This window comes from Pedobacter cryoconitis (assembly GCF_003259615.1).
GTDB classification, from domain to species: domain Bacteria; phylum Bacteroidota; class Bacteroidia; order Sphingobacteriales; family Sphingobacteriaceae; genus Pedobacter; species Pedobacter cryoconitis.
Window position 1 is genome coordinate 187,423 of the sequence record NZ_QLLR01000002.1, and the last position, 21,600, is coordinate 209,022.

A 21,600-nucleotide genomic window follows, 5' to 3' on the forward strand; every position below is an offset into this window, starting at 1 on the left:
CTCAGCTGGCAAATCCTGATACTGCTGATCAGTAAAATCTAATTCCTTTCCATTATCTTAATGTTCAATTAACAACTACACCTGATACTTGAAAAACAATAATTTAACCATGAAAAGATCAATTTTAATGATGACTCTGCCAGTCTTACTGGCTTTATCCTGCAAGAAGGACCATGTACTGCAGCAGCAAAAAACCAGTTCAGTAAAAAATGATGCAGTAGAAATTGCCAGGGATACCGCGGATATTACTTTGTCCTGGGATAAAACCTACCAAAAGATAGAAGGATTTGGTGCATTTGGTGGCAGAATTACTCCTTTTTTCGAATCTCCAAAACGCGATAGTATCATGGATCAGTTATGGGGACAAAAGGGTCTGCAGCTGACGATCATCCGCGGAAAAATTATCCGCAGTTATCCTTTTGATAAACAGAATGGCGTGGTGAGCATCAAACCTGCTGGTGCTGATATTGATATGGATGTAAACAGCGCTGCTTATCAAAAGCTGACAGCAGATGAAAAGGAACAAATCGGTCAGTTATGGATCCTGAAAAAGGCTAAAGAGCGTTATCAATTGCCAATTATGTTTGCGAGTGCGTGGACACCACCGCTTTATATGAAGACTAATCCTGCGAGTGAAAGCGGCAAAAATTTTAACGGGCTTAATTTTAAATGCTGTTCAACAGATTTCGCACGTTATTTGTCCGGGTTTACTAAAGCTTATCAGAATGAGGGCATCAATTTCTACGCGATTTCGCCAACGAATGAACCTGAGAATATATTTTCAGACTGGGATGCTTCTTATTGGGATGCAAAACATCTGGGCGAATTTGTTTCCGGCAACCTCCGTCCTGCTTTAAATGCCGCCGGATTAACTGCTACAAAAATCATTTCTTCTGAGAATGCAGCCTGGGGAACAGCAAATTCTTTTCTTTCAGGGATGGATAAAAGTAATGTCAATATTTTAGCGGGACATGGATACGTGGAAATAGGAGATCTTATTTTTGGCAAACGCGGACTCAACCAGGATCCCAAACCCTGGTCTTTTGCGACGGGCAATAAACCGGTCTGGTTAACAGAAACATCGGATGATGGGGGCACTTATGATGGAACAATTACTGGTGGCCTTAAATTAGCAACGAGTATACATAAGTTTTTGGCAGAATGTAATATCAATGCCTTTGTGTATTGGCTGGGGATGCTCGCTATTAAAAATAATGAGTCACTGATCGGAACCAATAGTGATGGCAGCCTGGAGTTTCCTAAAACCTACGAGGTAATGGGCCAATTTTCAAGGGCCATTCATCCTGGTTATGTTCGTTTTGATTCCAAACTGCAGAATAATTCAACGTTAAAGGTATCAGCTTATAAGGACCCTGTGTCTGGAAAGTTCAGTTTGGTCGCCATCAATCCGGGTCAGCAAGCTGTGGTTTGTAAAGTAAGGTTAACTGGTTTTAATGCCGGACTGCTTAATTCTTATCAAACAACTGCCGGTCATATCAGGTGGCAGAATGGTGATGCCATTGCTGTAAAAGCCAATGGTATTTTTGAAGTACTGGTTCCTGCTTCAGGTGTGATTACTTTTACGGGTATTAAAGGATAACCAGAAATTATCATTATGTTACCTACTGTAATACCCTGATCAAAATGCCTTTTAAAAAGATAACCACAGAAAGACTTTATTTAATTCCTTTTACGCGGTCCATTTGCGAAGGATTATTGCATGATGATTTGACCAGTTTAACAGCGCTGGGTATAAAACCAGCTCAGGGATGGCCGGATGAAGATATGCTGGATACGTTGCCCAGAATCATGAATAAACTGAACCTGGTCCCCTCACCGTCTGGTTTTGAATCGTGGATGATTATTGAAAAGCAAAATCACACGATCATTGGGGATACGGGTTTTAAAGGTTTACCTGATTCAAATGGAGCAGCCGATGTGGGTTATGGAATAATAGAGAGTGCAAGGCGTAACGGCTATGCAACAGAAGCAGTGAAAGGCTTGATCAACTGGGCATTTCAACAACCTGGTTTACTGGTGATAACAGCGAGTTGTGATCCCCTGAATACAGGTTCACAACAAGTATTGAGCGCTATTGGGTTTAGTTTTAAAGGAACGCATGAAGGCTTTTTTCAATGGGAACTCAGGCCGTCTGCCTGATAATTTGACGATATTGTTACTCTACAGAGTTAGTAGATTTTAATTACATATAGTATATTCGCCGTATTATGATAACAATTGATCCAAAATTAATTATGCACAGGTACAAAAAGGTCCTTGCAATAGGTTTATTCACTCTTTTATCTGTTGGCGCTTCTGCGCAGACTTCTCTTCAGCATGGTGCATGGCGCGCTGCACTGCTAAGGAATGATGGAAACAAGATTATTTTCAATCTTGATATTCAGCAGCTCAAAGGAAAAACGGTATTCTATATCGTCAATGAGCCTGAAAAAATGCTGGCCGACGATGTGACTATTGTTAAGGATTCTGTATTTATTAATATGCCGGTTTTTGAATCTGCTTTCAGGTTAAAGATAATATCAAAAGATAGCCTGTCGGGAACATGGATCAGAAAGACAACTTCAAAAGATATTGTTATGCCTTTTACTGCTACCACTAAACAAGCTTACCGCTTCCCTGCTGTAAAGGGAAATGCAACCGAAAGTGCTGATGGTAAATGGAAAATTGATTTTACAAGAAGTAACAATTCTGAGCGGGAAGCAATCGGACAGTTTTCACAAAAAGGAAACCAGGTGACCGGGTCTATCCTCACCCCTTCTGGTGATTACCGCTATCTTTCGGGAATAGTAACGGGTGATTCACTTCAAGTCTCTACTTTTGACGGTATCCATGCGATGGTATTCACTGGAAAGATCAATAAGGGCAAGATTACAAATGGTAATTTATATAGCGGCCCGGTTTCCAAAGAGGTATGGACTGCGCAAAAAGATGATCAGGCAGCTTTATCTGCTGAGCAGGTTACCAAACTTAAAGATGGGGAAGATGGCCGTTTAAATTTCAGCTTTCCTGATCTTGACGGAAAACAGGTTTCTATTACAGACAAAAGATTTAAAAATAAAGTGGTGATCATACAGTTAATGGGCTCGTGGTGCCCGAACTGCATGGACGAAACAGCATTTTTGAGCGAGTATTATGACAAGAACAGCAAGAAAGGCGTAGAAGTTCTTGGACTTGCTTACGAATACACGACGGACTTCAAACGTTCTGCGGCAAGTTTGCGTAAATTTCAAAAAAGATTTAATGTAAAATACCCTTTGTTGATTACCCCGACAACGGTTTCTGATTCTTTACATACGGAAAAAACGCTACCGCAGCTTACAGCAATCAAAGTTTTTCCAACTACGCTGATTTTAGATAAGAGCGGAAAAGTAACGGAAATTACCACAGACTTTTACGGTCCGGGAACCGGAGATTATTATACCAGGTATAAGGAAGCTTTTGAGAAAAAGATTAATGAGCTGCTTGAAAAATAAGCGCTCGATATAGCTTCAGCACCGGTGCTGAAAAATGGGACACGATGTTTTTACATCGTGTCCCATTTTTTTTAGAGCTACAGGGAGTTTTTTACCACCTTCAGGAATATCGGCCAAAAGTCTTTTAGTCCACATTTTTGTAGAATCCAAATTACTATAATGTTTTAGCATTTATTTACAAGGACAGACATCTGAATTTTACACCATAAAAAACTACAAATGAGTGTATTACATACAAATAATATTGATGAATTTTATCATTAGATTCGGTCAGATTTAGAAAAAAAGGACTTGAAAGCTGTACAATTTTGTGGATTACCAGGATATAAATTTATCTATATTCTTCTTTTATATTGTAGTGTAAGTTTACCACAAAAAGTATTTTCACAGATCTGTACAGGCAGTTTAGGTGACCCTGCGGTAAGTATTGATTTTGGAAGAGGAACGGATAATTTCGGCCCGGCTTTAGGTGCGGCTACAAATTATCAGTATGTAGCTTCATTAAATCCGGGCGATGGTTCTTATACCATTGTAAAAAGTATTGGTGGCGGGGCATGGTTTAAGACAGTCAATCATACGCCAAATGATCCGGATGGTTATATGATGATGATCAATGCCAGCTACCAGCCAGGGGTTTTCTATGAAACAGCCATTCAGACAGACCTGTGCCCGAACACGACTTATGAATTTGCAGCCTGGGTAACAAATTTACTGACCTATTCAGGTAAAAAGCCGAACCTGACTTTCTCGGTGCTCACACCAGACGATCAGCTTTTAGGGACATACACGACCGGAGATATTCCGGAAAACCCGGTATCCACCTGGAAACAGTATGGCTTTTTATTCACGACCAGCAATGTGAACAGGGTCAAGATCAGAATCGTCAATAATGGACCGGGAGGTGATGGAAATGATCTGGCACTGGATGACATTACTTTCAGAGCCTGCGGACCTAAAATCAGCACTATGATAGACCATACGAATCAGGCGGAAAAGACAATTTGTAAAGAAGATGGGGTAGTCTTGTCTGCAGATGTCCAGGGGTCTGCTACTTTGCAGTATCAATGGCAAAAAACAGTAAATGGCCAGTGGACAGACCTGAATGGGGAAACCTCCACACAATTAAACCTGGCTGCGGGATCTTTACAGACAGGAGATTTTCAATATCGCCTGGTGGCAGCTGAAGCTACCAACTTTAATTCACCGGCCTGCAGAACTGCATCACAGCCCATCAGCATTCACGTAAAAACTTTATCAATACCTGTTGTAACGTCCACATTAGCTATTTGTGAAGGGGGTACGATCTACCTGGATGTAACGGGTACGGATGGCCCCTATTTATGGACTGGCCCGGGTAATTTTAGTTCAACAGAAAAATCACCAGTTATTGCAAACGCTGTTTTAACGCAGAGTGGTGATTACCAGGTAACGACTATGCTGGGTAATTGTACGGCTTCTGCAAAGACCAAAGTGAGCGTACTGCCTTTTCCTGTTCCGGTTGTTGATCCTGCCGAGCCGATCTGCAGCGGGAGTTCGGTCATGCTCCATGCTGCCGGGGGAACGCAGTATAACTGGACACCGGCCACTGGTTTATCAGCTACTGATATTTCCAATCCGGTTGCCAGTCCTGTTCAAACTACTTTATATACAGTGACTATTTCTAATGGGACCTGTGAAAAGCAGGCGAATGTTACTGTAGAGGTATTAAAAAAGATAACGGCAAATGCGGGACGTAACCGTGTAATCATTGAAGGACAAGCGATTACGCTTGAAGGAGAAATTTCCGGGGATCATGTTAAGTATCTATGGTCACCTGCTGATGGGCTGGACGACCCGGCAAAGCTGAACCCTGTAGCTACCCCTGTTCAGGATGTAACCTATACTTTGACTGCCTGGTCAGCAGATGGTTGTACGGGCGCATCGGCAGATGTTACGATTAAAGTACTGAAGAAAATCGTGATCCCGAATACCATCACTCCAAATGGGGATGGCGTGAATGATTTATGGAACATTGCGGCACTGGATAACTACCCTGCTGCTGCGGTTATGGTTTTTAACAGGTATGGAGAGAAAGTTTATACAGGAACTGGCGATGGAAAGAGCTGGGATGGGAAATACAAAGGTACGTATGTGCCTGTAGGGGTTTATTATTATGTAATTGATTTACACGACGGGCAAAAGATAATGTCGGGCTCTTTAACGGTTTTAAGGTAATTTATGAGAAAATTTTTCCTGATTGCAATGGGTGTTTTTTTATTTGAGGTCAGCGATGCGCAGCAGCGTCCTCAGTATACGCAGTATATTTTCAATAATTATCTGCTCAACCCGGCACTTTCAGGAATAGAAAATTATACGGATGTAAGAGTGGGTTCAAGGGTGCAATGGACCGGAATAAACGATGGCCCGGTTACTTCTTTTTTTTCTGTGAATGCGCCGTTAGGTAAGCAGTATTTGTATGGAAATGCAAATTCTTTTGCTGAAAAAGGGGAAAATCCTATGGAACGAAGTTATCTGCAGAATTATATGGCTGCTGAACCGCATCATGGGATTGGCATTTCCGGAACATTTGACAAAACCGGCCCCATCAAAACAATGGATATAAAGGCCAGTTATGCTTACCACCTGGGGTTAAGTTCAAAAATGAACCTGAGTTTGGGAGTAGCTGCGGGAATTTCAAAAATATCACTGGATGTTTCGAAACTAACTTTGGAAAATAGTCTTGATCCTGCAATTAATGCGGATTATAATACCAGAACACAGCCTGATCTTGATGCTGGGATCTGGTTATATGGTCCTGATTATTTTGCAGGGGTATCGGTTCAGCAACTGCTGAATAAACCAATTAGTTTTTCTGATGCACAAGCAGCGGTTGAGGGCAAACAGGTGCCTCATTTGTTTGTGACGGCTGGTTATAAGTTTTTTATCAGCGAGCAGGTGTCGGTAATGCCTTCGGTAATGTTTAAAAAGGTACAGCCTGCGCCTTTATCAGCAGATATAAATTTTAAAGTAGCTTTTAAGGATAAGTTATGGATCGGTGGTAGTTATCGCCCGCAGGATGCGGTATCTGCGATGGCTGGTTTTAATATCAGCTCACTGTTTGTGTTAAGTTATGCCTATGATTTCACAACTTCCGAACTGCGTTCGGTCAGCAATGGTACGCATGAGATTGTATTGGGTATTTTACTGAATAACAGGTATAAAGTGACTTGCCCGCAAAGAAACTGGTAATTTCACAGACATAAAAAAACCGCTTAAACTTAATGGTTTAAGCGGTTTTTTAATAGGTATAATTTCTATTTTTTTAATTGTTTTCTTGTGGATGCTGTAAGCTCACGTTTAGCTAAGGCATGACATTCATAAATAGCATCACTGAACATCATTTGCTCTGGCGGAGTTTTCTGAGTAGAGGCTGATGGTCCTCTAAGGGCACCTACCAGGCCTAATTCTCTGGCCACATAAACGTATCTGATCGCATCAATAACCACACCTGCAGAGTTAGGGGAATCCTGAACGGAGAGTTGTGCGTCGAAGATTACAGGTGCCCCCATAAAGCCTTCTAATTCCAGACGGAAGTTCGCAACTTTATTGTCTCCGTAATAGGCGATATATTCTGATGGACCTGCATGAAGGAAGCTGTCTTCGGTAGAGATACCTCTGATGTCATTCTGTGCACGGATTACATTTTCTTTAGAGATCTTTTTAGATTTCAGACGATTTTTGTCTTCCATGTTAAGGAAATCTGTATTTCCGCCAACATTTCTCTGAATGTGGGCTTTGACATGGTGTCCTCTTTCGAAAGCTAATTCCTGAAGCATCTGAGAAACGATACTTGCGCCAAACTGACTACGCATGTCGTCTCCGATAATCGGAATACCTGCATCAATAAAACGCTGCTCCCATGCTGGGTCTGAAGCGATAAATACTGGGATACAGTTCACTAAAGAGATACCTAATTCAATACAGATTTCTGCATAGAATTCTGTAGCCAGCTGTGATCCAACCGGAAGGTAATTGATCAGCACTTCAGCTTCGTGTTTACGCAATTGCGCAACAATTTCAGCACGTAAGGCAGTTACCTGAGCCTGATCGTAGGTTACACTATCAATCAAAATATCAGTATTCTTTAATTCGTCTTTGATAACGAACCTGTTAGCTTCAGGATAAGCGGTCATCTGTGGAGATACACCATCAATAACTGGTGATCTGTAGATAGGAGCTTCTGATTCTATGTCAGCATTCAGTATAATCGTACAATTTGGCTTCGCAAAAATGGCATCCTTTAATGGCTGGCCGATTTTTCTTTCATCTACATCAAATCCGCAAACGAATTCAATGTTAGCTGCTTTATATCCACCGATGTCATTAGCCATCAATCCTGATGTCTTTTCTGCGTGTTTAGTGTAAAATTCTACGCCTTGTACTAATGAGCTGGCGCAATTACCTACGCCTAAAATTGCAACTCTGATTTTCTTTCCTTGGTTATGCATTGTTTGAACTTGGGTTATTCTAATTTTATGAGACGGAGAGCTTAAAGGCAGAATTCATCCATCTAAATCTCCGCAAAAATAGAAATCCGATTATTATTTCCAGTATAGTTTTGAGCAATATAGAGATAATTATGGTAAGATGATTAAATTTTACATTCTGACAACTTTAAGAACATAGTCAGTTTTTAGGAAAAGACCAAAAGCTGTTGGTTTCTTATGGTTATACATTTATATTCTATATGATTAAAATCATATTTTTTACACGTATATTAAGTTATTAATAAGATTTCAGGCTATTGGCAGGAATAAAAAACTGCTGGTCGCCTTATTTGTTAACTTATCATCTTGCCAATTTAAGAACAGCAGGTATAACGAAAAAATTACGTCCATGAATAATTATAAGGATCAACATACGACTCTCCCTTATCTGATGCTCGAAAATGCAATAGAATTTATTGAATTCGCCAAAATTGTTTTCAATGCGGAGATAAATTCGCTGAACATGGCGGAAGACAACAGAACAGTTTTATCTGCGGAAATTAAAGTCGGACATAGTATTTTACTTCTTTCGGAGGCGGCGGACAGGTATGGAAAGGCAGTGGGAAATCTTTTTATATATGTGGGGGATGCGGATGAAACGTTTCAACGGGCTATTTTTCACGGGGCTTCTGTGGTGAGTGAGGTAGCTGATATGGATTATGGAAGATGTGGAGGTATCCAGGACCCTTTTGGGAATACCTGGTGGTTAACCTCCACGCCTTAATTTTATTGGGGCAGTTTTTTGAAAATATTACTGATAACATTGGGGATTTGATTGATTGCTTTTTCAGGGTTATCGACTTCTCCTTCTGCCCAGCCTCTCCAGATTACTTTAGATGATTTACGGTCGATAATATCAATCATGATACTGTTGGCTTTAATTCTTATACTTCTTTCTCTGTCGCCTACGTAAATTGGCAGCGGGTTATAGTAGGAGTAGTAATAAACCCTCCTGCCTCCGTAATAGGATACGCGTGGTAATATTCTTGATGGTGGGTTGTAATAAACGGGATCGGTGTAATCTTTTATTTCTTTATTGACAACCGCGGTATACCTGAGTAACAGGTCAGGGTTATCACTTTGCAGGTTAAAGCCTCTGTTTTTCATTTCCTGACTTGCGGATTCTACAATTTTATCGGTAGCTACGTCATTGTCGTATATGGAGGTTGATTTTGATTTTCCTTCGGGAATCCAGGCGAAGGTTTTATATTTTGCGGGGTCAAGTGGTTTATGAGCGACCGCGTAATAGTTGTATGAGGAGCATCCTGAAAATTCAACGGCTGTAATAAACAGCATTAAAATTAGCTTTTTCATGTTCATATCATTTAATATCAAACAAATGTTATGTTTAGTGATATGGACAGTGAAAAGGCGTTATAGTTTAATGTCATTTATTGCTACGGGCTCAGGGATTGGTGTATATTTTTTAGTACAGTTATTTTTGCAAATCTCAAATTACTCCTAATAGTTTTAAATATTTTTTAATAGTGTTATAAGTAGCTGATTATCTGATAAATATATTTGATGTATTAATTTTTTATTTTTTAGGTCTGGTTTGCCGGAGTAATTGTTGCCAAGGCTAAATCGTAACAATAATGTTATTAAAATTTATTACCTATTTAATTGAAATCAGTTTATGAAAACAAGTTCATTTTTAAAAAATTTAGTGAAGGGCGCAGCTATTTTATCTGTTGCTGTATTGGTAACTTCTTGTAAGAAAAACGATGTTGATAGTTCGGGATCGGCAAATGTTAAGGTGGTCAATGCTTCTCCAACTTCTCCAAATCAGGGTTTTTACCTGGCAAATAATGCTGTGGTAACTGGTGGGTTAGCTTTTGCAAATGCGTCGGCTTATATTTCTACTAATTCTGGTAATAACCTGGTTACTGAGTTTAGAAGTGATGGTTCTTCTACGGCTTTTGCTACGGGGAAATCGGATTTTAAAAACGGTTCTAGTTATACTGTTTTTTTAGCCGGTGATGGGCAGTCTGCAAGGGTAAAGGTTTATGAGGATGACAGAAGTGCGCCGGTTAGCGGACAGGCGAAAGTAAGGTTCGTTCATTTGAGTGATGCGGCTCCGGCTAATATTGACATCAGACGTGCGTCTGGTGAAAATCTGGCGGCAAATCTTGGTCGTGATGTGGCTACGAATTTTGCAACTATTGCGCCTGGGATTTTATCGCTGCAGGTTTATGGTGCGGGTCAGTCTACGAGTTTAGGGAATTTTGATTTAACAGCGCTTGTGGCGAATAAGATTTACACGGTTTATATTACTGGATCTACTGCGAATTCAATTTCGGTTCGCCAGATTACGCAGGAGTAATTTATTGTGTGTTTGATGGCATGAGTGTTTGTTAAGAGGAGAAGTGTTTGTTGAGAGCACATTTTTTAAAAGCATGAATGTTTGTTAAGAGCACAAATGTTTGTTAAGAGCATAGGTGTTTGTTAAGAGCACGAATGTGGGTTCCTTCGAAGAAACTGACTTCGTGCTTTTAAATAAAACAGGCTAAGCTATTTCAAGTCGACGCCCGTCTGAAGGGACGGCCAATGTCTTGAAATAGCTTAGCCTGTTTTATTTAAGATTGGTCTGGTGCTATAAGAATGCGAAAATCTTAGAAGAAGTACTTTAAGTTTAGTCCTGCATACCCGTTTCTTTTGGGCGAAGGGTTAAAGTAGGCTGGTTGCGCACCGCCGTAACCAATTGCATTTAATGATAGAATTGAGCTGTAGGATTCATTAAAAAGATTATCAATACCTCCGTAGATATTCACCTCGAATGCTTTTCCTAATTTTTTCTTATAGCCAGCTTTAAGCCCGACTACCTGATATGCAGCGTTATAGTCTGAGTTCTTATCATTTAATGGCATTTTATCATTGTAGTAATAATTCAGATAACCATATAATCCAAAACGAGTCTCCAGATCAAGGCCGGCACTGATCACCCATGGGGAAATCCCAGTTAGTGCATTTCCATTGTAGGACGCTGTTACTGCATTATTTGCATCCAGAATTTGATAGTCCTTGAATTTAAAAGCTGAATAGGTCAGGGCAACGAAAGGTCTTAGACTGGCTATTTCCTGGTTGTCTTCTGGTTTTAGAATTTGCCATGATAGGGCAAGCTCTGCTCCGTTATGGGTTGTTTTTCCGGAATTGTTATAAATGGTAATACCTTGTTGTACGGATTGCCCGATCAACTCCCCTTTCATGTCCATTTTAAATAGGGAAAGGTCATAGCTGAAACGTGAATTCAAGAGGTTCCCTTTGGCGTTGATTTCATAATTTATTGCTTTTTCTGCTTGTAGGGTTGGGTTGATCGAGCCGTCAACGTTCTTCACTTCTGAGCTGGATGGTGGAGAAAAACCGGTACTCACACTTCCATGTAAGCTTAGGGCTTCAGAAAAGTTATGACTGATGGCAATCCTTGGGGTAGCTTGTGGCTTAAAGTCCTTGATCCCGCTTTGTGCTGGCACGAGATAGTTTGAGACATCATATTTCAGACTGTTATAGCTTAGGCCTAAGGTAAGCAGGGTCTTTGGTCCTAGTTGTGTCTCGGATTGATAAAATAAGGAGTATAGTGTATTACGGTAATCGATATTTCCATTGAGCGCACCTTCTGTCCCTTTGTTATTGACGTATTGCGTGCCTTTAGTCAGGCCTTCGTTAAATTCTGCACCTACGATAAATTTAGTTGGTAATTGGGAGAAACCAGGGTTATAGGTGAAGCTGGTCCTTCCGCCGTAACTTTGATAGTAGTTTCTCAGGTAGGCATAGGGTAAGGGGTGACTGAGGTCATAGGAATAGGTAAAGACACTGGTGCTGTTAGACAATTGATCATTGATTTGATATTGTTGTCCTAAGCCGACACGAGTCCAGGTTTGATAGCGTCCGGCTTGTTTATCAAGGTTACTTGCGTTGGCTTGCAGGGGATTTGCAGCCACCTGGTCTGCGGTTAGCGATCCTGGAATTTGTGAGTATTGTGTTGTTCTGTTGAGTAGCAGGGTAATGATGCGTTTGTCGCTTGGAAAAAGCTGGAAGTTACCGGACAGGAATCTGCGCATGTCATTGCTGTGGTCCCTGTAGCCGTCATATTCCTGCCATCCGTAGGAAACATAACTGTTAATTTTATCTCCGCCGTTACGGTAAGTGGCCGCCAGTCTATGTAGTCCGTAGCTTCCTGCCATGCCTGAGGCTTCCAGACTTTGTTCCTGGTAGGGTGAGCGCTGTAATTGAAAATTGATTACTCCACCGGTTCCTGCACCATAAATGCTTGATGCGGGCCCCTTGATTACTTCGGCCCTGCCTATGCTGTTTACGTCCAGGGCTTCAATCCGGGTTGTTCCGTCGGCCTCAGTAATTGGAATATCATTGAGATAGACTTTGATGTTTCTTAGGCCGTAAGAGGATCTGACCCCGTTCCCGCGGATTGCTATTCTGGCTTCAGAGAGGGTACTTTGATCCATTCTCACGCCGGGAATGGAGTTGAGGGCAGATTGAAAGGAAAGCCCGCTGCCACGGTTGAGGTCTGCACTGGTGATCATCCCTATAGAGCCTGCGGTTTCTTTTTTGGTACGGTTGCCGGCAAAACCTGTTACGCGTACTTCATTCAGGCTGGATTCATCGGCATCAAGCTGGATATTCAGACTTCCTTCTTTTTTGCTGTAATCGACTTCTTGTGGTTTGAATCCGACCAGGGTAAATTTATAGTGCTGGTCGGGGGTTGTATTTTCAATTTTAAAGTACCCGTTTTTATCGGATAGGGTCAGCAGTTTGTTATCGGATGTTTTAATACTTACACCGGCAAGGGCCTGCCTGGTTTGAGAGTCGTATATGGTACCTGTTATGGATATGGGGTTTTGCGCCTGAACATTCTGCTTAAAAAGGGCAAGGCAAGCCAATAGCAGCATTAGTCTGAAAAGTTTCATTAATTGGGAAATTATAATTCATATAAATATTGCCCGTATCAATATGCTCCTTCGCTATAATTTGAAATTATAGTTATCTCATTATAGCGTTATAGCGTTATAACATTATAATTATATAATGCCATAATGTTAAGCGTCATAATGTTAAACGCTATAGTGATAATGTTGTAACACTATGTGCTCGAAGGATGTACTGATCGGAATGTCATACCGGTTCCCTGGATTTCTCTTTGAAATCATCGGGGTTTCGGTTCAATAAGAATAGAGTTATAGACGGGGCGGCTGAAAGATGTCAGCGGCGTAGGCTGGCAGACGGAAAGGTAATTCTTCCTGGTACTCCGGCATCACAAGGGTGGTGTCAGGATTAAAAGATAGTTTTTCAACGACTACACCCAGTTGGTGCATACCCCTTTGGGTTTCGCGTTCTCTGCTTTTTTCCTTTTGCTCGGCTTGTTTTAGTTTACGCATCAGGTAACATTTACCGTTGCAGTGCATTTGCGGCTTATCGCGGTTAATACAGAGTTTGGAGACGATATAGTTCTCGTTCAGCTCAAACCCTGCCTGCACAAAGACCTGGCTAAAGTTAGCGGTCAGTGTGGTTAGAATCAGCAGATGTACAAGAATGCTTCTGAACATTTTGCAAATATAGAAATCTTGGGGGCTGTTTAGAGCTTCTGCTGCAAAATATCTCAGGAACTGATGGAACGGTCAAGGTGAACATAACCTCCGTCAACATAAAGGAGCTGGCCCGTGGTATGACTTGAGCGTGGGGAAAGCAGGAATACGACGGTATTTGCAACCTCTTGGGCGGTGGTCATGCGCTGTTCAAAGGGGATTTTAGCGGTAATGTCTTTTAGCTTTTTTTCGGGCTCAGGCAGTGTGCTGATCCAGGTTTGATATAAGGGGGTGTAGCATTCTGCTACAATTACTGCGTTTACACGGATACTGTAAGGCAATAGTTCCACAGCCCATTCTCTGGTGAGTGCGTTTCTTGCGCCGTTGGATGCGGCATAGGCCGAGGTTCCACCCTGCCCTGTATCGGCCACTTTTGAACCGATGTTTACAATTGAGCCTTTGCTTTTCTTCAGGTAAGGGAGTGCATGATGGGCCATCAGGTAATAGTGGATTACATTTTTATGCAGACTGGCCACAAAATCCTCATAGTTCCCGCTCTCCAGCCCTACCCCATCATTCACTCCGGCATTATTCACCAAACCGTCTATCCGGCCAAAGATCTGGATAATGGTATGGATGGCCTGTTCTGCAATTAGTGGATCTGTCAGTTCTGCAACGACCTGGAAGGCTTGTTTTCCTTCGCTGGTAATTTCATTGACGAGCTTCAGGTTATCGGCTTCTTTCCTGCCGATGATGATGGGAATTGCACCTTCATTTGCCAATTGACGAACGATTGCTTCGCCAATACCTTTTGCGCCGCCGGTAACAATGACTATTTTATCTTTTAATTGCAGATCCATATTGTTTAGTAAATGATATTAATTTTTGTTTTTGACGTAGGCTTTAACTTCTTGTCTGGAGGTTCCAAGGCCATCTATACCGAGTTCTACGACATCACCTGCTTTCAGGTAAATTGGCGGGTTAAATCCAAGTCCGACTCCGGCAGGCGTTCCTGTAGAAATAACGTCTCCGGGAAGCAGGGTCATAAACTGGCTTACGTAAGCGATGACGAACGGAATGTTAAAGATAAAGTTGGAGGTGTTGCCGTCCTGCATCATTTTGTCGTTTACTTTCAGCCACAAGCGCAATTTGTTGAGGTCACCCAATTCATCTGGGGTCGCCAAAAAAGGGCCCAAGGGGGCAAATGTATCACAGCCTTTGCCTTTATCCCAGGTTCCGTTCCGCTCAATTTGAAATTCACGTTCGGAAACATCATTGTGTAAGGTATAGCCTGCAACGTAGTCCAGGGCCTCAGCTTCTTCAACGTAGGATGCTTTTTTACCAATGATCACCGCGAGCTCAACTTCCCAGTCTGTTTTTACGGAGTTTTTAGGGGTAATGATTGCATCGTTTGGCCCGGCCAGTGCTGTAGTCGATTTCATGAAAATGATAGGTTCAACTGGCAGCGCGGCATTGGTTTCTTTAGCGTGGTCCGCGTAATTTAATCCTATACATATAATTTTAGAGGGCCGCGCAATGGGTGAGCCCAAGCGTTCTGAGCCTGGAATTTCAATTAGTTTGCCTGCATTTGCTTTGACAAATTCGGCTAGTCTGGCCAGCCCGTTATTCTCAAAAAAAGCTTCATTGTAATCGCCTCCGAAAGCAGAGGTGTCATATTTAATGGCATTGATAATCACGCCTGTCTTTTCCCGGCCGGCTTCGCCCCATCTTATTAATTTCATAAATGATCTTTAGTTGTTAAGTTTTATAAATCCTCCGTCAATAGGGTAATCATTTCCGGTAATAAATCCGGATTCTTCTGCGCACAGGTATAAAGCCAGCGCAGCTACTTCTTCGGGTTTGCCCATTCTTCCGATAGGCTGGCTTTTAGATAATTTTTCAAATACTTCTTCTTCCTGTCCGGCATAATTCTTTGAGATAAAGCCGTCTACAAAGGGTGTATGAACTCTTGCCGGGGAAATACTGTTGCATCGGATACCGTCTTCCAGGTAATCACGCGCCACAGACATAGTCATGGCATAAATCGCCCCTTTACTCATGGAATAGGCAAAACGATCGGTGATACCCACTACGGCAGCTATCGAGGCCATATTCAAAATCACCGGGCTTTTACTTTCTTTGAGTAAGGGAATAGCTGCGAATAAAGCGTTGTAGGCTCCTTTCACATTTACGGCAAATACCTTATCAAAGTCTACTTCGCTTGTGGTACCGGCCTTTCCGATGTGGGCTATACCTGCGTTATTCACCAGGATGTCTACTGAACCAATCTGATGAAATATATCAAGGACGTGGTTTTGATTACTCACATCACAGCTGTGACCACGGGCCTGCCCTTTATTTTGCTGGATTTCAATAACAGTTTCTTCTGCTGCTTCTGCGTTGAGTTCGATAATATGTACAGTTGCACCTTGTTTGGCGAACAGTATAGCGATAGCTTTTCCTATCCCACTTCCTCCTCCGGTAATAACGGCTATTTTTCCTTCTAGACTAAACATATATTAAATTATAATGAAACACCTCTTTTCCATGGTATAAAATCATCCTGGCCTAGTTCTACAGCCTTAGGTTTGATCAGCCCGCTGGCCACATCAATAACATAATTCAGGATGCGCTCCCCTGCTTGTTCGATACTTTCAGTGCCTTCAATGATAGTACCGCAGTTAATATCAATAATATCAGGCATTTTATTAAATAAAACTGTATTTGTAGAAAGTTTAATCACGGGCGCAATCGGATTTCCTGTTGGTGTTCCCAAACCTGTAGTGAAAAGTACAATATTTGCGCCGGAACCCACCTCGGCAGTAGTACTTTCGACATCGCTGCCTGGTGTACACAGGAGGTTCAGCCCTGGCTTGGTTACTTTCTCCGGATAATCCAAAACAGCAATTACCGGAGAGTTACCGCCTTTTTTTGCCGCTCCTGCAGATTTGATAGCATCTGTGATTAAACCATCTTTTATATTTCCGGGAGAAGGATTGGCATAGAACCCTGAACCTGTAGCTTCGGCAAGGGCGTTATAGGTGCTCATCAGGCCCATAAACCGATTGGCGGTATCAATGTCTATACAGCGGTCACTGAGTTCTTGTTCAACTCCGCATAGTTCTGGAAATTCAGCCAGAATAACACTTCCGCCCATCGTAACCAGCAGATCTGATAGATGACCCAGTGCGGGGTTCGCCGAGATTCCGGAAAAACCATCTGATCCGCCACATTCCAGACCTATACAGAGTTTAGATAAGGGTGCGGGTGTTCTCTCTTCCTGGTTTGCGCGGATTAAACCGGTAAAGGTTTGTTTAAGTGCTTCTTGTAATAGTTTACTTTCGGTACCTAATTTTTGCTGTTCGAGCACAACCAGAGGTTTACTGAATCCGGGATCTCTTTTTTTAATTTCTGCATCCAGAATACTGATCTGTGCATGCTGACAACCTAAACTGAGCACAGTTGCCCCGGCCACATTAGGATGGGTAATATAACCGGCGAGCAAACCACAAAGTGCATCGGAATCCATCCTCGTTCCACCGCAGCCCATGTCGTGGTTCAGAAACTTAATGCCGTCTATATTCGGAAATAGTTTATTAGCGGGTGCTGCTGCAGCTGTATCCTGCAGGTCTGCCTGCAAAATGTCTTCTATACTCTTCCCGGTTTTATAGAGCGCAATCAGCCCGTCTACTTCATTTTCATAACTTTTAGTCTTTTTAAAGCCCAATTTATCAATCAGGGCCTCTTTAAGAACTTCTACGTTGCGGTTTTCGCAAAATACAAGTGGGATCACAATCCAGTAGTTGGCGGTCCCTACTGAACCGTCTTTCCGGTGGAAACCCATAAAGGTCTTATCCCGGAAAGCAGTGGAATCTGGTTGTTGCCACGAGGTTTTTCTTTCTCCTAATTGATAGTCCCCCGCTGCATGTTTTACGTTATTTACGGTAATGGCCTGCCCGGCAGGAATTGCCTCGCTCGCTTTACCCACCAGCACGCCATACATGAAAATGCTGTTCCCTTCAGACAGATCATGTATGGTAAATTTGTGCTTGGCGGCTATCGGTGCGATAATATCAAAGGTCAGCGCATTAAACTTTACTTTAAATCCTGCGGGCAAATCTACCAGCGCAACCAATACATTGTCTGATGGATGGATCTGTATAAAGTAAGTTGTTTCTAAAAACGCCATATTATTCAAGTTCAAAAATTTGAGTCATTAACATCCATTTCTCCCCGGGCTTTGCGCCTGGCAGGGCTTGCTGATATTTCCACATCAGCTTTTCCCATTCTTGTACCCGTTCATTTTCTGCATCCAAAGCTGCTTTGTATTCAAAGCTGAAAGTATCATTCACTTCCATCCGCATGACCAGCCGGTTGGAAAAACGATAAATCTGCATTTTGGTTATTCCCGAGTTTTTAATACTGGTATAGATTTCAGGCCATATTTTCTGATGACATTTCTCGTATTCCCGGATTAATTCCGGATCATTAATCAAATCAAGGGTTAAACAATAGGTCTTCATTTATCTATTTTCAATTTTTAGAGCGTGGGTATGTTTGTTTACTCAAAGGAAAGTATTTTTGATTTTATTTATTTTATCATTTGAACGAAAGATTAAATGATTTTGGCATATTTACCTTTCATCAGCCATCATTTGTAACAAAAAAATGAAACCTCAACTTTTAAAAGCATCCCCGAACCCAATTCATTCTTTCAATGCGAGGCAGGATAATGTGCCTTATATCAATAACCGATGGCATTATCATACGGAAGTAGAGTTGATTCATTTTAAAAAAGGTAATGGTACTCAGTTTATTGGAGATAGTATTAAACGATTCCGATCGGGTGACGTGATTTTAATCGGCGCGCACCTGCCGCATTACTGGAGATTTGATGATGTCTATTTTGATGAGCAGGTAAACACGAGTGCTGATGTACGTGTAATCCATTTCAATGAGAATTTCTGGGGTGATGTTTTTCTCAATCTGCCGGAAAACAAATTGATTAAAAATACACTGGAAAAGGCCAGAAGGGGTATCCAGGTTGGCGGGCAGATGAAAAACAATATCGCAGAGTTACTGGAACAGCTTTTACAGGCGGAGGGCTCAAAAAAGATCATTTTGTTAATGGAAGCGTTAACTGCAATCGGTAATTGCACAAAAACAAGATTGCTTTCTTCTATAGGCTTTAAACATAATTTTGAAGACTCTGAAAATGACAGGATACATGCGATCTATGAGTTCTCTTTAGCCAATTTTAAACGTAAAATACAAACGCAGGAGGTAGCGGATATTGCGCATGTGAGTGTAAATTATTTTTGCAGATATTTTAAATCAAGAACAAGAAAGACCTATTCTCAGTTCATTAATGAGATCAGAATAGGTCATGCTTGTAAGTTGTTAATTGAAAATAAGATTAACGTGAAGCAGATTTGTTATGAGAGCGGCTTCTATAATTTCGCCAGTTTCCATAAGTACTTCAAGGCTATCACAGCCAAAAGCCCGCTGAATTATCAGCGTGAATTTTTAAGCGACCGCCAGGCATAGTTATTTCTTTTCAGGTACTTTGGCACCCGCTTTTCTGGCTTCAGAAAGCCCGATAGCTACTGCTTGTTTTTTGGAGGTCACTTTTGCTCCGCTTCCTGATTTCAGTTTGCCTTCTTTCAGCTCGTGCATAGTTTCTTCAACTTTCTCGCTTGCTTTTTTTGAATATTTAGCCATGATCTTAAAATTTAAATTTAAAACAGGACTATAACCGATAGGCTGGAATTTAGTTTAAAAAAAATTCCCGGCTGTAGTATAGCCGGGAATTTCAGGACAAAATTTTATGCAAATTATTTTTGCATGCTTGTCAGGGTCGATTTTAGTTCTTTAACGATGGCTGAAGAATTGTCAGCTGCATCGAATATTTTATGTGCGGACATTGCTTTTCCATAAAAACCAGTGTTCGATGGCGCATCGATAGCCAGGGAAGCCCCATTTAAAGAAATCCCCGCGAAAAGACCTTTACTACGGGAATAGGAATAAACTTCAGCTTCTAATTTATAGTCTGTATTTGCAGTCGAATTCCTGCCTACAGGGCCAGCAGCGACAGAAAGGTCACCACCAAGTGTAAAACTGCTCTTTTTAATATCGGTCAGGCTATTACTGTGTTTGAAAACTAAAACAAGGTCCACTGATTGTACACCAATCTGTGCACCTATACTGCCTCCTGTGATGGTTACAAAAACAGGATTACTCCAGGTACCATCAGCGCGTTTAACCATCGCAACGCCTTTACCTCTTTTTGCCCCGATTACAAAACCTGCATTAATTAGTTTAGGCACTACAATAATCCCCTGTGTAACAGCCAGTAATTCTGAGGGAATCGATTCCTTCATCTTACTAAAATCTGCAAGAACTGTGGTTGCATCTTTTACTTTCTTTTCTTCCTTTTCCTGTGCATTAACCGAAGCGCTTAAGAATAAGCCTGCACATAAAAGAAGCGCAACTTTTAACTTCGATAATTTTATCGTTTTCATAATAGACTGGGTTTGATTTGAGTTCATAATTAACTATAAACAGGTAATCAAATTCAGAGCCAAGATTTAATTTTAGCCTATAAAAAAAGAACACCAATGCTTATTAATTAATAAGCATTGGTGTTCTTTTTTTAAGCGTGTAATCTATACTATAAAACAAGAGTATTTATCACTGGTTTTAGAAACTGTTAGTCCAGATAATAGTTGCAAAACTATCAGTAGTTGTCGAATTTACCTCGGGAACCGGACTTCCATTTGCTTTTTTAACTGTGCGCATTTGATATACAGGTGTTAATTCTGGCTTCAAAAGATTTCGTTTAATTTTTTTCATAATATTAAATAGCGTTTGATTTGCATCAATTTTAGGCCTATCATTTCATATTAAAAAAGTTATTACACCAACTCCGATAATGTCGGGGTAAATCCTCATATAATCTCTTATATTTGAAATAATGATTTCCGCATCAGCCTCAAATAAATTCAAATTTTACCGTGCACATATTTTTGTATGGACGCTTTTTATTGTATATGAATTGCTGCTGATATTCTTATTGCACATGCCTGCCGCTTCTATCATTGATTATATTCTGATCTATGGTATTAATATAATTCTCTTTTATTTCAATACATACATTGTATGGCCATTAATTTATAAAAAGCCTATATATATTGGTTTAGTATTTATTTTGCTTGAATTGGCTGGCTATTTACTGCTAAGGTATATTATTGCAGCAATTTATCTTTTCCTGGATGTCCCGACAACTGTTCCTTTTATAACCAGTCTGGATTCTATTTCCAAGATGGTTTATCGGTTTATTTATTTTTTCGGCCTAAGTTCAGCCTATTGGTTTGCTTTAAATATCATAACCCAGCGTAAAGAAATATCTGACCTGGAGAAAAACATATTATTGGAGCAGCTCAATCAACAATTACTGGAAAAGAAATTAGTGGATTCTGAGGTCGCCTATCTGAAATCACAAATTAATCCTCATTTCCTATTCAACAGCCTGAATTTCCTGCATAATTCTGCTATAAAGGATGCTCCTCAATTGACTAAACCTATACTTTTACTTTCTGATATTATGCGCTACGCATTAACAGAAATACCACAAAATGGGAAAGTTGAGCTTTCAGAAGAAATAGAACAGATAGCTTCTTTTATAGATTTAAATCAATTTAGGTTTGATCACAATTTACAGTTATCTTTCACCATTATAGGGAATACTGCTAACCTTCAGATACTTCCCTTAATTTTATTAACACCTGTTGAAAATATTTTTAAATATGCTGACCTTAAAAATCCAGAACATCCTGTAAAAATAAACCTTGAGATTAATGATAATGAATTGCAATTCACTATAAATAATAGAAAAATAAGAACCAGAAAACCTATTCCCAGCCACGGTATAGGTCTTAAAAATTTAAAACTAAGACTTGATGCCTATTATCCGGATAATCATGAAATTCAAATCATAGAAACTGCAGAAAATTATACGTTCAAGCTTCAAATAATCTTATAACC

The 21,600-nt window shown here is 40.8% G+C and carries 21 protein-coding genes; 9 read left to right on the plus strand and 12 right to left on the minus strand.

The window, feature by feature from the left end:
• The first annotated feature begins 109 nt into the window (after window positions 1–109).
• The 5 genes from LY11_RS03770 to LY11_RS03790 all read left to right on the plus strand — a co-directional run bounded on the left by LY11_RS03770 (window position 110) and on the right by LY11_RS03790 (window position 6,722).
• Window positions 110–1,600: a glycoside hydrolase gene (locus tag LY11_RS03770; RefSeq protein ID WP_111632401.1), complete on the plus strand. Its 1,491-nt coding sequence runs from the start codon at window positions 110–112 to the stop codon at window positions 1,598–1,600.
• Window positions 1,601–1,644: 44 nt separating this feature from the next.
• Window positions 1,645–2,160 (plus strand): GNAT family N-acetyltransferase, encoded by a 516-nt coding sequence (locus tag LY11_RS03775; protein WP_111632402.1) that lies wholly within the window; start codon window positions 1,645–1,647, stop codon window positions 2,158–2,160.
• Between the two features lie 68 nt (window positions 2,161–2,228).
• Complete coding sequence (locus LY11_RS03780) at window positions 2,229–3,494, plus strand: peroxiredoxin family protein (protein WP_211321480.1); 1,266 nt, start codon at window positions 2,229–2,231, stop codon at window positions 3,492–3,494.
• Window positions 3,495–3,785: 291 nt separating this feature from the next.
• Window positions 3,786–5,708: a gliding motility-associated C-terminal domain-containing protein gene (locus tag LY11_RS03785; RefSeq protein ID WP_111632403.1), complete on the plus strand. Its 1,923-nt coding sequence runs from the start codon at window positions 3,786–3,788 to the stop codon at window positions 5,706–5,708.
• Between the two features lie 3 nt (window positions 5,709–5,711).
• Complete coding sequence (locus tag LY11_RS03790) at window positions 5,712–6,722, plus strand: PorP/SprF family type IX secretion system membrane protein (RefSeq protein ID WP_111632404.1); 1,011 nt, start codon at window positions 5,712–5,714, stop codon at window positions 6,720–6,722.
• 65 nt (window positions 6,723–6,787) lie between these two features.
• On the opposite strand, the gene LY11_RS03795 is transcribed toward LY11_RS03790, so the two are convergent.
• Window positions 6,788–7,981 (minus strand): inositol-3-phosphate synthase, encoded by a 1,194-nt coding sequence (locus tag LY11_RS03795; RefSeq protein WP_111632405.1) that lies wholly within the window; start codon window positions 7,979–7,981, stop codon window positions 6,788–6,790.
• 388 nt (window positions 7,982–8,369) lie between these two features.
• Here LY11_RS03795 and LY11_RS03800 point away from each other — a divergent pair, with 388 nt between their 5' ends.
• Window positions 8,370–8,744, plus strand: a complete 375-nt coding sequence (locus LY11_RS03800; RefSeq protein WP_111632406.1) for a VOC family protein — start codon at window positions 8,370–8,372, stop codon at window positions 8,742–8,744.
• A 2-nt stretch (window positions 8,745–8,746) separates the two neighbouring features.
• Here the strand turns inward: LY11_RS03800 and LY11_RS03805 are convergent, their stop codons facing one another.
• Entirely contained in the window at window positions 8,747–9,334 is a 588-nt protein-coding gene (locus tag LY11_RS03805; RefSeq protein WP_170132619.1) for a DUF4136 domain-containing protein, read from the minus strand.
• Window positions 9,335–9,656: 322 nt separating this feature from the next.
• Between LY11_RS03805 and LY11_RS03810 the strand changes: the two genes are divergently transcribed.
• The gene (locus tag LY11_RS03810) at window positions 9,657–10,343 is read left to right on the plus strand and encodes a DUF4397 domain-containing protein (RefSeq protein ID WP_111632408.1); all 687 of its coding nucleotides are present in this window, start codon (window positions 9,657–9,659) and stop codon (window positions 10,341–10,343) included.
• A 289-nt stretch (window positions 10,344–10,632) separates the two neighbouring features.
• On the opposite strand, the gene LY11_RS03815 is transcribed toward LY11_RS03810, so the two are convergent.
• The 7 genes from LY11_RS03815 to LY11_RS03845 form a co-directional block, all read right to left on the minus strand.
• Window positions 10,633–12,942, minus strand: coding sequence for a TonB-dependent receptor domain-containing protein (locus LY11_RS03815; protein ID WP_111632409.1), 2,310 nt, complete (start codon window positions 12,940–12,942; stop codon window positions 10,633–10,635).
• 267 nt (window positions 12,943–13,209) lie between these two features.
• Window positions 13,210–13,578: a hypothetical protein gene (locus LY11_RS03820; protein WP_111632410.1), complete on the minus strand. Its 369-nt coding sequence runs from the start codon at window positions 13,576–13,578 to the stop codon at window positions 13,210–13,212.
• 53 nt (window positions 13,579–13,631) lie between these two features.
• Complete coding sequence (locus LY11_RS03825) at window positions 13,632–14,417, minus strand: SDR family oxidoreductase (protein WP_111632411.1); 786 nt, start codon at window positions 14,415–14,417, stop codon at window positions 13,632–13,634.
• 18 nt (window positions 14,418–14,435) lie between these two features.
• The gene (locus LY11_RS03830; protein WP_111632412.1) at window positions 14,436–15,299 is read right to left on the minus strand and encodes a fumarylacetoacetate hydrolase family protein; all 864 of its coding nucleotides are present in this window, start codon (window positions 15,297–15,299) and stop codon (window positions 14,436–14,438) included.
• A 9-nt stretch (window positions 15,300–15,308) separates the two neighbouring features.
• Window positions 15,309–16,073 carry an SDR family NAD(P)-dependent oxidoreductase gene (locus tag LY11_RS03835; protein ID WP_111632413.1) on the minus strand — a complete coding sequence of 255 codons (765 nt, stop codon included), beginning with the start codon at window positions 16,071–16,073 and terminating at the stop codon, window positions 15,309–15,311.
• 8 nt (window positions 16,074–16,081) lie between these two features.
• Window positions 16,082–17,746 carry a UxaA family hydrolase gene (locus LY11_RS03840; protein WP_111632414.1) on the minus strand — a complete coding sequence of 555 codons (1,665 nt, stop codon included), beginning with the start codon at window positions 17,744–17,746 and terminating at the stop codon, window positions 16,082–16,084.
• 1 nt (window position 17,747) lies between these two features.
• On the minus strand, window positions 17,748–18,080 hold the full coding sequence (locus tag LY11_RS03845) for an L-rhamnose mutarotase (RefSeq protein WP_111632415.1): 333 nt from the start codon (window positions 18,078–18,080) through the stop codon (window positions 17,748–17,750).
• A 145-nt stretch (window positions 18,081–18,225) separates the two neighbouring features.
• On the opposite strand from LY11_RS03845, the gene LY11_RS03850 reads away from it, so the two are divergent.
• Window positions 18,226–19,104: an AraC family transcriptional regulator gene (locus LY11_RS03850; protein WP_111632416.1), complete on the plus strand. Its 879-nt coding sequence runs from the start codon at window positions 18,226–18,228 to the stop codon at window positions 19,102–19,104.
• Here the strand turns inward: LY11_RS03850 and LY11_RS26630 are convergent, their stop codons facing one another.
• The 3 genes from LY11_RS26630 to LY11_RS26635 form a co-directional block, all read right to left on the minus strand.
• Complete coding sequence (locus LY11_RS26630) at window positions 19,105–19,278, minus strand: DUF6496 domain-containing protein (RefSeq protein WP_170132620.1); 174 nt, start codon at window positions 19,276–19,278, stop codon at window positions 19,105–19,107. It abuts the gene before it with no gap.
• Between the two features lie 113 nt (window positions 19,279–19,391).
• Window positions 19,392–20,078, minus strand: a complete 687-nt coding sequence (locus LY11_RS03855) for a lipid-binding SYLF domain-containing protein (RefSeq protein ID WP_111632644.1) — start codon at window positions 20,076–20,078, stop codon at window positions 19,392–19,394.
• Window positions 20,079–20,256: 178 nt separating this feature from the next.
• Window positions 20,257–20,409, minus strand: coding sequence for a hypothetical protein (locus tag LY11_RS26635; protein WP_170132621.1), 153 nt, complete (start codon window positions 20,407–20,409; stop codon window positions 20,257–20,259).
• A 577-nt stretch (window positions 20,410–20,986) separates the two neighbouring features.
• Between LY11_RS26635 and LY11_RS26640 the strand changes: the two genes are divergently transcribed.
• A complete protein-coding gene (locus LY11_RS26640) occupies window positions 20,987–21,598 on the plus strand; it encodes a sensor histidine kinase (RefSeq protein WP_170132622.1) in 612 nt (203 codons plus the stop codon).
• Window positions 21,599–21,600: the final 2 nt, after the last annotated feature.

Bases quoted from the DNA above. Each gene is read 5' to 3' on its own strand.
- LY11_RS03770 (WP_111632401.1), top strand. From the start codon at position 110: ATGAAAAGATCAATTTTAATGATGACTCTGCCAGTCTTACTGGCTTTA.
- LY11_RS03775 (WP_111632402.1), top strand. From the start codon at position 1,645: ATGCCTTTTAAAAAGATAACCACAGAAAGACTTTATTTAATTCCTTTT.
- LY11_RS03780 (WP_211321480.1), top strand. From the start codon at position 2,229: ATGATAACAATTGATCCAAAATTAATTATGCACAGGTACAAAAAGGTC.
- LY11_RS03790 (WP_111632404.1), top strand. From the start codon at position 5,712: ATGAGAAAATTTTTCCTGATTGCAATGGGTGTTTTTTTATTTGAGGTC.
- LY11_RS03795 (WP_111632405.1), bottom strand. From the start codon at position 7,981: ATGCATAACCAAGGAAAGAAAATCAGAGTTGCAATTTTAGGCGTAGGT.
- LY11_RS03800 (WP_111632406.1), top strand. From the start codon at position 8,370: ATGAATAATTATAAGGATCAACATACGACTCTCCCTTATCTGATGCTC.
- LY11_RS03805 (WP_170132619.1), bottom strand. From the start codon at position 9,334: ATGAAAAAGCTAATTTTAATGCTGTTTATTACAGCCGTTGAATTTTCA.
- LY11_RS03810 (WP_111632408.1), top strand. From the start codon at position 9,657: ATGAAAACAAGTTCATTTTTAAAAAATTTAGTGAAGGGCGCAGCTATT.
- LY11_RS03815 (WP_111632409.1), bottom strand. From the start codon at position 12,942: ATGAAACTTTTCAGACTAATGCTGCTATTGGCTTGCCTTGCCCTTTTT.
- LY11_RS03820 (WP_111632410.1), bottom strand. From the start codon at position 13,578: ATGTTCAGAAGCATTCTTGTACATCTGCTGATTCTAACCACACTGACC.
- LY11_RS03825 (WP_111632411.1), bottom strand. From the start codon at position 14,417: ATGGATCTGCAATTAAAAGATAAAATAGTCATTGTTACCGGCGGCGCA.
- LY11_RS03830 (WP_111632412.1), bottom strand. From the start codon at position 15,299: ATGAAATTAATAAGATGGGGCGAAGCCGGCCGGGAAAAGACAGGCGTG.
- LY11_RS03835 (WP_111632413.1), bottom strand. From the start codon at position 16,073: ATGTTTAGTCTAGAAGGAAAAATAGCCGTTATTACCGGAGGAGGAAGT.
- LY11_RS03840 (WP_111632414.1), bottom strand. From the start codon at position 17,746: ATGGCGTTTTTAGAAACAACTTACTTTATACAGATCCATCCATCAGAC.
- LY11_RS03845 (WP_111632415.1), bottom strand. From the start codon at position 18,080: ATGAAGACCTATTGTTTAACCCTTGATTTGATTAATGATCCGGAATTA.
- LY11_RS03850 (WP_111632416.1), top strand. From the start codon at position 18,226: ATGAAACCTCAACTTTTAAAAGCATCCCCGAACCCAATTCATTCTTTC.
- LY11_RS26630 (WP_170132620.1), bottom strand. From the start codon at position 19,278: ATGGCTAAATATTCAAAAAAAGCAAGCGAGAAAGTTGAAGAAACTATG.
- LY11_RS03855 (WP_111632644.1), bottom strand. From the start codon at position 20,078: ATGAAAACGATAAAATTATCGAAGTTAAAAGTTGCGCTTCTTTTATGT.
- LY11_RS26635 (WP_170132621.1), bottom strand. From the start codon at position 20,409: ATGAAAAAAATTAAACGAAATCTTTTGAAGCCAGAATTAACACCTGTA.